14 protein-coding genes are annotated in these 13,751 nt (G+C 62.0%); 3 read left to right on the top strand and 11 right to left on the bottom strand.

Translation table 11 applies throughout. The features are described from left to right. Positions 1-81: 81 nt before the first annotated feature. From G5193_RS19150 to thpR, 9 genes are all read right to left on the bottom strand, one after another. Positions 82-432: a putative quinol monooxygenase gene (locus tag G5193_RS19150; RefSeq protein ID WP_005354654.1), complete on the bottom strand. Its 351-nt coding sequence runs from the start codon at positions 430-432 to the stop codon at positions 82-84. Between the two features lie 24 nt (positions 433-456). Further along, complete coding sequence (gene panC / locus G5193_RS19145) at positions 457-1,314, bottom strand: pantoate--beta-alanine ligase (protein ID WP_005335639.1); 858 nt, start codon at positions 1,312-1,314, stop codon at positions 457-459. Between the two features lie 201 nt (positions 1,315-1,515). Continuing rightward, positions 1,516-2,310 (bottom strand): 3-methyl-2-oxobutanoate hydroxymethyltransferase, encoded by a 795-nt coding sequence (gene panB, locus G5193_RS19140; RefSeq protein WP_005335640.1) that lies wholly within the window; start codon positions 2,308-2,310, stop codon positions 1,516-1,518. Further along, entirely contained in the window at positions 2,307-2,816 is a 510-nt protein-coding gene (gene folK, locus G5193_RS19135) for a 2-amino-4-hydroxy-6-hydroxymethyldihydropteridine diphosphokinase (RefSeq protein ID WP_005354659.1), read from the bottom strand. The genes panB and folK overlap by 4 nt, the downstream gene beginning before the upstream one ends. Positions 2,817-2,827: 11 nt before the next feature. Next, positions 2,828-4,294, bottom strand: a complete 1,467-nt coding sequence (gene pcnB, locus G5193_RS19130; RefSeq protein ID WP_257124359.1) for a polynucleotide adenylyltransferase PcnB — start codon at positions 4,292-4,294, stop codon at positions 2,828-2,830. A gap of 166 nt (positions 4,295-4,460) precedes the next feature. Next, positions 4,461-5,369: a tRNA glutamyl-Q(34) synthetase GluQRS gene (gene gluQRS, locus G5193_RS19125; protein ID WP_421206908.1), complete on the bottom strand. Its 909-nt coding sequence runs from the start codon at positions 5,367-5,369 to the stop codon at positions 4,461-4,463. A gap of 111 nt (positions 5,370-5,480) precedes the next feature. Further along, complete coding sequence (gene dksA, locus G5193_RS19120) at positions 5,481-5,930, bottom strand: RNA polymerase-binding protein DksA (protein WP_005335644.1); 450 nt, start codon at positions 5,928-5,930, stop codon at positions 5,481-5,483. A 119-nt stretch (positions 5,931-6,049) separates the two neighbouring features. Then, positions 6,050-6,793 (bottom strand): DNA/RNA nuclease SfsA, encoded by a 744-nt coding sequence (gene sfsA, locus G5193_RS19115; protein ID WP_421206907.1) that lies wholly within the window; start codon positions 6,791-6,793, stop codon positions 6,050-6,052. Further along, complete coding sequence (gene thpR, locus G5193_RS19110; protein WP_421206905.1) at positions 6,790-7,332, bottom strand: RNA 2',3'-cyclic phosphodiesterase; 543 nt, start codon at positions 7,330-7,332, stop codon at positions 6,790-6,792. Before thpR ends, sfsA begins: the two co-directional genes overlap by 4 nt. Positions 7,333-7,510: 178 nt before the next feature. On the opposite strand from thpR, the gene hrpB reads away from it, so the two are divergent. From hrpB to G5193_RS19095, 3 genes are all read left to right on the top strand, one after another. Then, positions 7,511-9,970: an ATP-dependent helicase HrpB gene (gene hrpB, locus G5193_RS19105; protein ID WP_421206903.1), complete on the top strand. Its 2,460-nt coding sequence runs from the start codon at positions 7,511-7,513 to the stop codon at positions 9,968-9,970. Positions 9,971-10,043: 73 nt separating this feature from the next. Then, positions 10,044-12,362, top strand: coding sequence for a penicillin-binding protein 1B (gene mrcB, locus G5193_RS19100; RefSeq protein ID WP_421206901.1), 2,319 nt, complete (start codon positions 10,044-10,046; stop codon positions 12,360-12,362). Between the two features lie 59 nt (positions 12,363-12,421). Further along, on the top strand, positions 12,422-12,823 hold the full coding sequence (locus G5193_RS19095) for a VOC family protein (RefSeq protein ID WP_421206899.1): 402 nt from the start codon (positions 12,422-12,424) through the stop codon (positions 12,821-12,823). Between the two features lie 79 nt (positions 12,824-12,902). Here the strand turns inward: G5193_RS19095 and G5193_RS19090 are convergent, their stop codons facing one another. After that, positions 12,903-13,223, bottom strand: a complete 321-nt coding sequence (locus G5193_RS19090) for an SMR family transporter (protein ID WP_005335659.1) — start codon at positions 13,221-13,223, stop codon at positions 12,903-12,905. Next, the gene (locus tag G5193_RS19085) at positions 13,220-13,606 is read right to left on the bottom strand and encodes a DMT family transporter (protein ID WP_179902532.1); all 387 of its coding nucleotides are present in this window, start codon (positions 13,604-13,606) and stop codon (positions 13,220-13,222) included. The genes G5193_RS19090 and G5193_RS19085 overlap by 4 nt, the downstream gene beginning before the upstream one ends. Between the last annotated feature and the right edge of the window lie 145 nt (positions 13,607-13,751).

Genomic DNA, 13,751 nt, shown 5'->3' with positions numbered 1-13,751 from the left:
ACAAAACGCCGGAATGCAGGAGAGTGCAGGCGTGAAAAAGCAGCGGACGCCCAAGAGGGCGTCCGCTGGCAATCGGGGGAATTACTTCTTTACGGGGGCGTCGTACTGTTCGGGTTCGTCGCTATAGACGCAGACATTCCACTTGGCGGCCAAACCATCTTCCGCCAGGCAGTAACGCTCGAAGAAAGCCTTGATCTCCGCGCGCTGGCAGTGGGCTTCGAAAGCCGCCATATCTTGCCAAATCTCGTTGAATACGATGGGAAAGCTTTCCCCCTCGGCAAACGGGCTCGCGATGTGGCGGGTTACCCGATATTGCAGGCAACCATCCTCACGCAGGGTATTGGGCTCGAGCGCCTGCAGCACCTGAAACAGGGCCTGCTCCTGACCGGGTTTGGGCAGGAATTGGGCAATGCAGTAAACCTTCTTGGACATGGAGTCCTCCTGGTTGTGGCGGGCTCAGGCTTGCTGCAGCGTGACCACTTGATTGTCGATAAGGCGGGCCTTGCCAAGATAAGCAGCCATCAGGATCACCAGCTGCGCGCTCTCGTCAGTGGCGGATTCGAGGGTGGCGGCATCGACGATGTCGATGGCATCGGTACGAAAACCGGCGTTGTCGAGACGCTGGCTGGCCTGCGCCACCAAGGAGGGCAGGTGGTGGTCACCCGCTTCAATCTGCTCGGCGATCCAGTTCATGGTGCGCGCCAGCTCGGGGGCGATGGCCCGCTCGGCAGCTGTCAGGTAGCCGTTGCGCGAAGAGAGCGCCAGCCCGTCTTCGGCCCGCACGGTGGGCACACCGACGATCTCGATGGGCATCGCCATGTCGGCCACCATCTTGCGAATAAGCGCCAACTGCTGGTAATCCTTCTGGCCAAAGCAGGCCACATCCGGCTGTACCAGATTGAACAGCTTGGTAACGACGGTACTGACCCCGCGGAAGTGACCCGGGCGCAGCGCTCCCTCCAGCAGATTGGAGAGGCCCGGCACCTCGACGAAGGTCTGGCTGGCCAGACCCTGCGGATACATGATCTCCGGGGTCGGGGTGAACACCATATCGACGCCGGCCGCTTCCAGCGCAGCGCAATCCTGCTCCAGGGTGCGCGGATAGTTGGCAAGATCCTCGGCCTTGTCGAACTGCATCGGGTTGACGAAGATGCTGACCACCACCTTCTCGGCGTGGCTGTGCGCCTCTTTCACCAGCGTCAGGTGGCCCTGATGCAGGTTACCCATGGTGGGCACAAATGCGATGGCACGCCCTTCACGGCGCCATTGGCTTATCTGCTCACGCAGAACGACGGGATTATTTACGACCAACATCAGCAGTTCACCTTCCGATAAATCAAAAAGAGAGACGGGTTGCATCCACAGATAGCGCTCGGGCGGGATGGGGCACGAACATGGCTATCAGCAGTTCACCTTTAGATGAATCAATAAGATACGGATTAGCTATACAGATTAACTGTGCGAAGCTGACAAGCAGAGACGGGGGCCGCAGCCCCCATCATGCAACCGCCAGGATCAGTTGAAGCAGTGCTCCGGGCCGGGGAAGCTCCCCTCGCTCACCTGCTGGACATAGAGGCGGATGGCGGCACGCACATCACCGGTCTCGGCCAGGAAGTTCTTGGTGAACTTGGGCACATAGCCGGAGGTGACGCCAAAGGCATCGTGCATCACCAAAATCTGACCATCGGTCGCGGGGCCAGCACCAATGCCGATCACCGGGATGCGAAGCGCCTTGGTGATGCGCTCGGCCAGCGCAGTAGGCACACACTCGAGCACCAGCAGCTGGATACCGGCCGCTTGCAGCTCGAGGGCCTGACGGTAGATCTCCTGCGCCTGAAACTCGTCGCGCCCCTGCACCTTGAAGCCGCCAAAGACATGAACGGATTGCGGAGTGAGGCCGAGGTGACCGCACACCGGCACCCCGTTGCGGGTGAGGTGGCGGATGGAGTCACACAGCCAGTCGCCCCCTTCCATCTTCACCATGCGGGCACCGGCCGCCATCAGGCGGGCAGCGTTCTGGTAAGTCTGCTCGGGGGTGGCGTAGCTCATGAACGGCATGTCGGCGACCACCAGTGCCTTGCTGGCACCGCGCGCCACACAGCGGGTGTGATAGACCATCTCATCCATGTTGACCGCCAGGGTATCCTGCCCCCCTTGCAGCACCATGCCCAGCGAATCGCCGATGAGCAGCACGTGGGCCCCTTCGTCGTCGAACAGCTTGGCAAAGGTGGCATCATAGGCGGTGATGGCGGTGAACTTTTGACCTTCCTGCTTCATCTTCAGCAGGCTGGCGGTGGTGATCTTGCTCATAGAGGCTCCTGTACGTCTGCACGCGGGGCAATGATGGCCAAATCATTGTGCGGGCAGCGGGCAACCAGTCGGGCGAGCGGGGTGCCGCAGGGCAGCACCAGAGCAGGCGCAATTTCGGCAAGGGGCAGCAGCACGAACTCCCGCTCCTTCATGCCGTAGTGGGGTACGATCAGGCGCTCATGGTTGATCACCTGATCCCCATAGAGCAGCAGATCAAGATCCAGAGTTCTCGGCCCCCACCGCTCATCTTTGCGCACACGTCCCTGTTCCAGCTCGATTTTTTGTAATTGATCCAGCAGCGCAAGGGGCGCGAGCCGGGTATTGAGCCGGGCCACGGCATTGACGTAGTCCGGTTGGTCAGCAGGCCCCATGGGGCGGCTGCTGTAAAACGACGAGGCCTCCACCAGCACAGATTCCGGCAACCTTGCCAAGGCGGCAACGGCGCGACGAGCCTGACCCAGCGGATCAGACAGGTTGGAACCAATGGCGATGAAGACCTCGGTCATCACGTCTGTTGTCACTCGGCCACTTTCGGTTTGCGGCGACGGGGGCGACGACGGTTGCGGCTGTTGCTGCTGCGCTTCTCGCCATCGTGGCTGCGAGCCTCGCCGCGCTCACCGCTTGCCGGGCGACGGGTCGCTTCACGCTGCAGTTGCGGGCGTACATCCGGATTGGAGGCGACATAGCGCTCCCACCAGCTGGCCAGCTCGCCGAGACCGCGCTCGACCCGGTTGCGCAGCAACAGGAAGTCGAACGCCGCGCGGAACTTGGGATGCTCCATGGCGCGCTCGGGGTGCTTGCCCTGACGACGGGTCAGACGCTGTTGCAGTGCCCAGATGTCGCGGACATCTGTGGTGAAACGGCGGGGAACGGCGATGATCCGCACCTGATTGTCCAGCACCTCGTTGATCGCCAGCATGAAGGCGTCATACCAGGGCAGGCCGCTCTCGTTCTCCAGCACCCGACCACGGGCCTCAACGCAGCCCCACAGCAAGGTGGCGTAGAGGAAGGCGGGAGTGACGCGCTTATCTTCACGAACCCGGGTATCGGTATCGATCAGTGCCTGCTCGATAAACTGCTCGTAGGGCGAGTTGCCGTGCGGGGTAAACAGCGCAGCCACTTGCGGGAAGAGCTGCTGGAACAGACCATACTCGCGCAGCAGTTTGTAGGTCGCCAGGCCGTCGCCAGCCAGGAACAGCTTGAGGGTCTCCTCAAACAGGCGGGCCGCAGGGATGTCTTGCAACAGTGGCGCCAGCTCCTTGATAGGGGCGGCGGTACGCGGACTGATGGTCATATCCAGCTTGGCGGCGAAGCGCACGGCGCGCAGCATCCGCACCGGATCTTCACGATAACGGGTCTCGGGATCACCGATCAGCTCAAGCTTGCGCTCAGCCAGATCTTCCAGACCCCCTTCGAAATCGTGCAGGGTGAAATCTTTGGCGCTGTAGTAGAGGGCGTTGACGGTAAAGTCGCGGCGCTCGGCATCCTCTTCGATGGTGCCGTAGACGTTGTCGCGCAGCAGCATCCCTTCATCAGACTGGGCAGACACATGTTTGCTGGTATTGACCTGATGGTGGTGACCCCGGAAGGTGGCCACTTCGATCACGTCACGACCAAAGACAATGTGGGCCAGGCGGAAACGACGGCCAATCAGGCGGCAGTTGCTGAACAGCGCCTTGATCTGCTCCGGCGTCGCATCGGTTGCGATGTCGAAATCCTTGGGCGTCTTCCCGAGCAGCAGATCCCGGACTCCGCCGCCGACCAGGTAGGCTTCGTAGCCGCCCTTGTTCAGGCGATAGAGCACCTTGAGTGCATTCTCGCTGATCTCTTTGCGCGAAATCGGGTGCTGGTCACGACTCAGGGTTCGACGTTGTCCGGCAACACGGGCCGGAATGGGGGACTCCGCCGACTGCTCGCCGTCTTCCTTGCCGAGCACCTTGCGGCAAAAGTTTGCGATCTGGGAAAAAATGGTACACCTCTTCATGACTTCTAAATTGACGGGAGGCCAAAAAATAGCGGCCTATCATAGCTCACGCCTGCACAAATGAAAAACCATGTGGCTACTTCAGCTCATTTGAATCAAACCGAGCCAAAAAATAGCGGTCTATCAGCGCCCAGCTCACGCCTTATTACACGAAAACCGGCTCTCTTTATTCAATGTCCAGCGGGATCTTCTCGCTGGCGGGCACCCGTTCTAGCTGCCAATTGGCGATGCCCCACCCGATGATCTCGTCGATCCGGCTCGCCATCAGCTCGGGCGGCGGGCACTGGCCGAGGAAGTGCAGCGCCTGCCACAGGGCCGGTCGCACCTCATCGAGCGCCAGGGCCGGCGCATGGTTCTGCTTGGAGAGCTTGTTGCCATCTGCCAGCACCGCCAGCGGCAGATGCACCCAGTCGGGCACCGGCGCCCCCAGGGTCTGGTAGAGGGCAATCTGGCGCACCGTGGGTTCAAGCAGATCGGCGCCGCGCACTATCTCGGTGATGCCGCTGTCCATATCATCCACCACCACCGCCAGGTTGTAGGCGTAGAGCCCGTCGCGGCGGCGGATAATGAAATCCTCCTCGGCGAGCGCCGCCGGGACCGCGATATGGCCCTGCAAACGATCGTCGAAGTGGTAGACCGGATGGTGCTGGCGCAGCCGGGCGGCGCAACCTTCGGCCGCAAGCCCGAGGGTGCGGCAGTGGCCGCTGTAGAGACCGCCCGCGGCCATGATTTCGCGCCGGGTGCAGCGGCACCAGTAGAGATCGCCCGCCCGATAGAGCTGGTCGATGATCTCGTCATAACGGCGGTGGCGCGTGCTCTGGAACATCACATCCCCATCCCACTCGAGACCATATGCTTCAAGAGTCTTGAGGATCAGGTGCGCAGCCCCTGCCATTTCCCGCGGCGGATCGATATCTTCGATGCGCACCAGCCAGCGTCCCTGCTGCGCTCTGGCCTGCAAAAAGCTGCCGAGGGCGGCGATCAGCGAACCGAAATGAAGCGGGCCTGAGGGTGAGGGGGCAAAGCGGCCGACATAGGGGCGCACAAGGGGTGAGGATGGGGAATTCACTGGCATGACTGTTCGGGTAAGCGATTCATTGAGGCTGCATTCTGGGGCGCGACCGCCAAAAGCTCAATAAAAAAGGGAGCCCGCGAGCTCCCTTTTTCATATACCAGAGGGTCGGGATCAACCGGCCATCTGTTTTTCCTTGATCTCGGCCAGCGTCTTGCAATCGACACAGAGGTCGGCAGTCGGACGGGCTTCCAGACGACGGATACCGATCTCGATACCGCAGTGTTCGCAGTAACCGAAATCATCGTCTTCAAGCAGCTGCAAGGTCTTCTCGATCTTCTTGATCAGCTTGCGTTCACGGTCGCGGGTACGCAGTTCAAGAGCGAACTCTTCTTCTTGCGCGGCACGATCCACGGGATCCGGGAAGTTGGCAGCCTCGTCTTTCATATGGTCGACGGTACGATCAACTTCCTGCATCAGTTGGTTGCGCCAGGCACCCAGGATCTTGCGAAAATGCGCCTTTTGTTGGTCATTCATGTACTCCTCACCCGGCTTTTCCTGGTAAGGCGCGACACCCGCAATGGCCAGGGGGCCCAGAGATTTCCTGTTTTCGCCTGTTGGCATGCCCTGTCTCCTAATTCAGCACGCTACCCGTGCCATCCATAAATTGAGGGCGACATCTATAGCAGAAGGGTAACGGGTAAGCAAACGAGCCGTACCAATAATGTTACCCACTCCAATATTTATGCACTCCCCTCGGGTAACAGGTGACCAGATTCAAACGGGATAAACCCTTGAGCCACCATGCCTTGCACCCCAACATGGGGCCGATAGCATAAAATTTCAACCCCCGCCGCGATTGCCTGCTCAATTAGCAGACTATAGTGCGGATCTATATGGGTTGCAGGGCGCATCCGGCTTATTCCGGAGTGCAACACCATAAATAGCAGCACGGCCCTGTGGCCCGTCGCTTTCATCGCCATCAACTCGCGTAAATGCTTGGCACCACGGGCGGTGACCGCATCGGGGAAGTAGCCCATGCCAGCCTCCTCCCGCTCGTCGAGCAGGGTGACCGATTTTACCTCGATGTAACAATTGCCCTTTTCGTCATCTTCCAGCAACAGATCGATGCGACTGTTCTCTTCGCCATACTTCACCTCGGTGCGCAACCGGCTGTAACCCGCCAGTGGAGCGATAGCCTCCTGCTCGATTAGCTCGCGGGCAATCTGGTTGGCGCGCGCCGTGTTGACGCAGATAAAGTGGCCCGCCGGGCTCTCGGCGATCTCCCAGCTGTTGGGCAGCTTGCGCTTGGGGTTATCGGAGGTGGAGTACCAGACCCGGGAGCCCGGATCGGCACAACCGGTCATGGCACCGGTATTGGCGCAATGGATGGTAATGACCTCGCCGTTATCGAGTTGCACATCGGTCAGAAAGCGCTTGTAGCGGGCCACCAGCTGGCCCGATTGCAGGGGGGGATCAAAAATCACGGGTTAGCCCTCCACGCGTCTTCTTTTACCCGGGCGCGCAGCGGCCAGCAGGCAAGCGGCTCGTAGCGCACCCCGTCCGGGGTCGAGATGGATTGATAGAGGCAGAACTCGTCAGCCTGCAGCAGAAAATTTGGGGCTGGCAGGATGGTAGGAGCCTCACCCGCCTTGCGCGACAGGGTGACGTGGGGGCGATAACCCTGCTCGCCATTGCCAAGGCGCAGCTTCTCACCGTGGCGACGCAGCGCCTTTGCCAACACGTTCAGCTCGTTGGGCCACTCCTTCGGGCCAATCCAGGCAGCCTTGGCCCGGCTGAACCAGCCGGTCTCATCCAGCCTGATGGTGAGCGGCGGACAGTGCTGACGCTCCACGGCGGCGATCAGGCGGCGGGTGGTCAACTCGTCAGCCTCCCCCAGAAAGGCGAGGGTCAGGTGGAGGTTGGCTTGCGGCACCGGCTGACCGGGCCAGGGCAGCTGATCGCGCCAGGCGATGAGCTCGGGGGCGAGCTCCTTGACGGGCAGGGCAAAGAAGAGTTTGGCCATGTGGTGATAATGCCTTTTTCACGCTCATTGGATGAGCCCATTCTATGGCAGCCATCCGGCCATGTCTCGCCAGCCTCCCGCCCGAGTGACCATCTCCGCACATCCACTCACGGTGGCGCGGGCGGCTGTGGCAGAATAGGCGCCGTTTTACCGGTTGCCACAGAAGGTGCTCATAGCTTTGTCCCAGCTCCCCATCGTTTCGGTATTGCCCGAACTCTTTGCCGCCCTCGACAGCCACACCAGCGTGATCCTGCAGGCGCCACCCGGCGCGGGCAAATCGACCCTGCTGCCGCTGGAGCTGGTGCGTCAGAACCGGCTGCCCGGCCGCATCATCATGCTGGAACCAAGGCGCCTGGCTGCGCGCAATATCGCCACTTTTCTGGCCCGTCAGCTGGGGGAGAAGGTGGGCGAGCGCATCGGCCTGCGGGTGCGTGGCGAAAGCCGCACCAGCTCAGCGACCCGGCTAGAGATCGTCACCGAAGGGGTGCTGACCCGGATGTTGCAGCAAGACCCTGAGCTGACTGGCGTCTCGCTGGTGATCTTCGATGAGTTCCACGAACGCAGCCTGCACGCCGATACCGCATTGGCCTTCGCCATCGAGAGCCAGCAGGGATTACGCGATGACCTCAAGCTACTGGTGATGTCCGCAACCCTGGATGGCATGGCACTCGAGACCTTGTTGCCAGATGCCCCTGTGGTTCGCTCCGAGGGGCGCGGTTTCCCCATCGACTACCACTACCGCCCTGCCAATCGCCAGCAGTGGCTGGAGCCGCAGGTCGGCGCCGTGGTACTCGAAGCGCTGGCCGCCCACCGCGGCAGCCTGCTGGTCTTTCTGCCGGGACAGGGGGAGATCGAGCGGCTGGCACAATGGTTACAAGGGGGGCTGACAGACAAACTGCCGGACGACGTGACCCTCGCCCCCCTCTATGGTCGCCTCGATATGGCGGCGCAGCAGGCAGCCATCGAACCGGCGCCTGCCGGCCGCCGTAAGCTGGTGCTCACCACCAATGTGGCGGAGACCTCCCTCACCATCGAGGGGATCTCGGTGGTGATCGACAGCGGGCTGGAGCGACGGGCTTCCTTTGATCTGAAAAGCGGTGTCACCCGGCTGGAAACCCGCCAGATAGCCAAATCCTCCGCCACCCAGCGGGCAGGCCGTGCTGGTCGCCTCGGCCCCGGCGTCTGCTACCGGCTCTGGAGCAGCGAGGTGCAGGAGCGACTCGCCGAGCAGAGCCCGCCAGATATCCTCACTCAGGAGCTGACCGGCCTGCTGCTGGATGCCGCCCAGTGGGGGGCAAAAGTGGAAGATCTGCCGCTGCTGGACATACCCCCCGCCGCCGCGGTGGCCTACGCCCAGCGGCTGCTGGTTGCCCTTGGCGCCATGAAGTCGGAGGGTGAGCAACAACTCACTCCCGCTGGCCGTGCCATGGCGGCCTTCGGTACCCATCCCCGGCTCGCCCGCATGCTGCTGCGCGCCCGCGAGCTGGAAGCTGAAGGTCTGACAGGGATTGTCGCCGATGCCGCTTATCTGGTGGCGTTGCAGGAAGAAGATCTGCGAGGATCGGAGCGCCTCTCTGTGCTGTTCCACCGCCGTCAAAGTGCCCTGCGCCAGAGCGCGGCCCGCTGGTTTGAACGGCTTGGCGTGCGCCCTGCCAGTGCGCAGGGTCAGTGGCTGGGGCTACTCTGCGCCCTCGCCTGGCCGGATCGCATCGGCAAGCTGCGCAGCGGCAGTCGCTATCAACTCAGTGGTGGGGTGAGCTGCGATCTGGTAGAAGGTCATCCCTGTCAGGGACAAGGGGCCCTTATCGCCATCGAGATGGGGCAAAACGATCGCGGCAGCCGCATCTTTATCGCCGAACCGGTCGATCTGGACGAGCTGGTACGCCTGCTGCCGGAACTGGTAAGCGAGCGCCAGTGGTTCGACTGGGATGAACGGGAAGAGCGGGTGCGCGCCGAACGCCAGCAGGTGCTCGGCGAGCTGGTGCTAAGCCAGCGACCACTGACCGAACTCTCTGACGAGCAGAAAGGGCGCTGCCTGCTGCAAGGCATTCGCCGCAAGGGGCTGCATGTGCTGCCGTGGGACGAGAGCAGCGAAGGGCTGCTGGCCCGTCTGCGCTGCGCCCGCGACTGGCTGCCCGATGAGGGGTGGCCCGCGATGGATGAGGAAAATTTGCTGGCCACGCTGGAACAGTGGCTGCTGCCAGCGGTGAGCGGCATGACCCGGTTGGAGCAGTTGAAAAAGCTCAACCTCGGCGACATCCTGCGCCAATCCCTGCCCTGGCCGTTGCCCAAACGGCTGGACGAGGCGCTGCCGAGTTACTTTGCAGCGCCCACCGGCAGCCGGGTGCGGATCCGCTATCAGCCAGGGCAAGCACCGGTGATCCCGGTGCGCATTCAGGAGATGTTCGGGCAAGGCTCAACCCCCTGCGTGGCCGATGGCCGGGTACCGCTGGTAGTTGAGCTGCTCTCCCCCGCCCAGCGACCGCTGCAGATCACTGCCGATCTGGCCGCTTTCTGGGCAGGATCCTACGAACAGGTGAAGAAAGAGATGAAGGGACGCTATCCCCGCCACTACTGGCCGGATAATCCGCTGGAGGCGATGCCGACCAAAGTCACCAAAAAGAAGATGGGCATCTAGGTTCGACGGGTTAATCCCGCTCGGACGTTCGCGAATGCGACATAACAAGTAGAAAGGAAAGCAAAGAGGATTTATGGCAACCCAACGACGCAAGCGTGCCCCCAAGAAGGCAGCGCCCAAACGCACCATCTGGCGCAAGCTGTTCTGGCTTGGCTTCAAGCTCTCCCTGGTGGTGGCGGCCTTTATGGTGGTGTTTGGCATCTACCTCGATACCAAGGTGCGCGAGCGCTTCGATGGCGAGAAGTGGCAGCTGCCGGTGATGGTCTACAGCCGTCCACTGGAGCTCTACCCCAGCCAGCGCCTGTCGCGGGACCAGATGCTGCGCGAGCTCAACATGCTGAGCTACAAGCAGGTGCGCCAGCCTCACACGCCGGGTGAATACACCATCAACGGCAACCGCATCGAGCTTATTCGCCGCCCGTTCGAGTTCTATGACGGCGCCGACGGAGCCCGCGGCCTGCGCCTCACCTTCAACGGCCCGCGCCTCGAGGGGATCCAGTCGCTGGAGAACCAGCGCCAGCTCGGTTACGCCCAGATGGACCCGGTGCTGCTCGATCGCCTCAATACCGAAGATCGGGAAGATCGCCTGCTGGTGCGTATCGCCGAAGTGCCCGACAGCCTGCTGGTGACCCTGCTCACCACCGAAGATCGCGACTTCTACCAGCATGGCGGCGTCTCGCCGGTGGCCATCATGCGGGCCATGTTCGCCAACCTGATCGCGGGTCGCACCGTGCAGGGGGGCAGTACCCTCACCCAGCAGCTAGCCAAAAACTTCTTCCTGACCCGTGAACGCAGCCTGTGGCGAAAACTGCAGGAAGCCTATATGGCGGTGCTGATCGACTATCGCTACAGCAAGGACGAGATCCTGGAGTCCTACCTCAACGAGGTCTATCTGGGGCAGAACTTCTCGCAAGGGGTCTACGGTTTCGGCCTCGCCTCCTACTTCTACTTCGGCATTCCGGTCAACGAGCTGGATATCGATCAGGTCGCCCTGCTGGTCGGTCTGGTGAAGGGCCCCTCCTATTACGACCCCTGGCGCTTCCCGGAGCGGGCCAAGACTCGCCGGGATCTGGTGCTGAAGCTGCTAATGGATCACGGCAGCCTGACCCAGGCCGAATATGAGCTGGCCAGCCGTCAGCCCCTCGGCATCATCGCCCGCGGCCAGATGAGCTATGGCCGCACCCCGGCCTTTATGGGACTGCTCAAGCGAGAGATCCAGAGCCGTTTCGGCGCCGATCTGCTCAAGCAATCCGGCCTCAAGATCTTCACCAGCCTCGACCCCATCGCCCAGCACGCGGCCGAGCGGGCGGTCGAATCGGGCCTCGCCGATATCGAGAAGCTGCGCGGCAAGAAGAAGCTGGAGGCGGCCATGGTGGTCTCCGACTGGCACAAGGGCGAAGTGGTGGCGCTGGTGGGTGGCCGCGATCCCCGCTACGCCGGGTTCAACCGGGCGCTGGATGCCCGCCGCCAGATCGGCTCGCTGGTGAAACCGGCGGTCTACCTCACCGGTCTCTCAAACGGTCTGACCCTGGCGACCCCGCTCAAAGATCAGCCGATCCGCATTCGCGGTCAGGATGGTCAGGTCTGGACGCCACAGAACTACGATCGCAAGTTCCGCCAGAGCGTGCCGCTGATGGATGCGCTGGCCAGCTCCCTCAACGTACCGACCGTCAATCTGGGTCTGCAAGTCGGGCTGGAGAAGGTAGTCGACACCCTGCACAAGCTGGGAGTCCAGCAGGAGATCCAGCCCTATCCGTCGCTGGTGCTGGGGGCAGTGGCCCTCTCGCCGCTGGAGGTGAACCAGATGTATCTGCCCATCGCCAATCAGGGACTGACCCAGCCGCTGTCGGCCATTCGCGCCGTAGTCAACGGGGATGGCAGCCTGCTCTATCAGCATGATCAGACCGCCAAGCGGGTCACCGACCAGCAAGCAAGCTGGCTGACCCTGTTCGCCATGACCAAGACGGTGAGTCAGGGCACGGCCCGCGCCCTCAGTGCCAAGTTCCCCGGCGCCACCATGGCAGCCAAGACCGGCACCACCAACGAGCTGCGCGACTCCTGGTTTACCGGGATGGACAACAACGAGCTGGTCAGTATCTGGGTCGGGCGCGACGACAACACCCCGGCGGGCTTGACCGGCGCAAGCGGGGCACTGCAGCTCTTTAGCGGCTACATGAGCCAGCGAGGCGTCAACAGCCTGAGCCTGCAGATCCCGGAGGGGATCACCTGGGCCAACTTCTCCCGTGCCAGCGGCACCCGCGTCACCAGCGACTGCCCGGGCAGCCTGCAGGTACCGGCCAAGACCTCGACTATGGGCTCCCCGACCAGCTGTGCCGGCAGTACGACGCCACGCAGTGCCCTGGATGAGTGGTTCGGTGGATTCTTCAACTGACATCGCGAGAGGGGCTGCACGGGCGGCCCCTCTCCCCAGCCTGCTTACAAGGAGTCATCATGAGCCAGCCGTTGTTTGAGGCTATTCACCACATTGCCATTATCGCCAGCGATTACCAGCGATCGCGCCACTTCTATCACGAGGTGCTGGGGCTGCCCATCATCGCCGAGACCCTGCGCGAGGCGCGCCAGTCGTGGAAACTGGATCTGGCCCTGCCGGACGGCGGCCAGCTGGAGCTGTTCAGCTTCCCCTCGCCTCCCGAGCGCCCCTCCCGCCCCGAGGCGTGCGGCCTGCGCCATCTCGCCTTTCGGGTCAGCGATCTTGACCGGGTCATCGCCCATCTGCATGCCCATCGAGTCGATGTTGAGCCAGTGCGGGTGGACGAGCTGACCGGCAAGCGCTTTACCTTCTTCGCCGACCCGGACGGTCTGCCGCTGGAGCTCTACGAAGCGCCGCGCTGAGCCTGAGTCGGTCAAACTGTCGGCCAAACAAAAAGCCGCTCGGTTGCAACCGGGCGGCTTTTGTTATTGCTTCAGGTTATCAGGCGGTAGTCAGCATAACGACAGCCAGCGCCATCACCATCATGCCAGCCCAGCCGATGGGCTTGAGCCGCTCACCGAAGAAGAGCAAACCGCCCAGCGCCGTACCGACGATGCCGATAGCCCCCCAGGTGGCGTAGGCAACAGCCAGGTCAATCTGGCCACCACTTACCGCTTCCGAGAGCAGGGTAAAGGCGCCGAGTACCAGCATGATCCCCAGGAAGCCCCACCCCTTGTAACGAAAACCCTTGGAGCGGTTGATGGCCATGTTGGCGCCGATATCGATCAGTGCGGCACCCAATACAATCACAAACGGACTCATGCTGTGGCCTCCGCTTCTACTGACTTGTCTGCAGGCTCATCATGGGTCTCCCCCATGGTCACCATAACAATCCCCACTATCGCGAGAGCCAGGCCAATCAGCTCCTGAACGGTCACATCGTAACCGAGGAACATGACCGACACTATGGTGATCAGGGTGATCCCGAGCCCTTCCCAGAGCGCAAACGCAATACCAATGGAGATTGTTTTGGCGGCTTTCGCCAGCAACCAGTACGAGAAACCGATCAACAGCCACATCGGGATGTAATTCATCCAGCCAGCCCCCTGCTCGGGGATCATGGTCATGCTGGAGGTGCCGGCGACCTCAGTCACGATGGCGCCGGTCAAAAACAGCCGGGCCAGAAACATACGACTTAATAACATATAGGATGCCTTTGTTGCTTCGACGGGAGAGATGGTAAACGGGGAGAAGCAACTCGCGACAATCGCTCAGCGTCGATTATTCCGACGCCACAGGTTTGCCTTGCCTTGGTTCGGCACGCTAAGGTGATGGTGAAAAACTCCGCCA

The sequence above is a fragment of the Aeromonas sp. 601027 genome (assembly GCF_049174455.1).
GTDB lineage: Bacteria > Pseudomonadota > Gammaproteobacteria > Enterobacterales > Aeromonadaceae > Aeromonas > Aeromonas veronii_A.
This window is presented reverse-complemented; position numbering and strand designations above follow the sequence as displayed.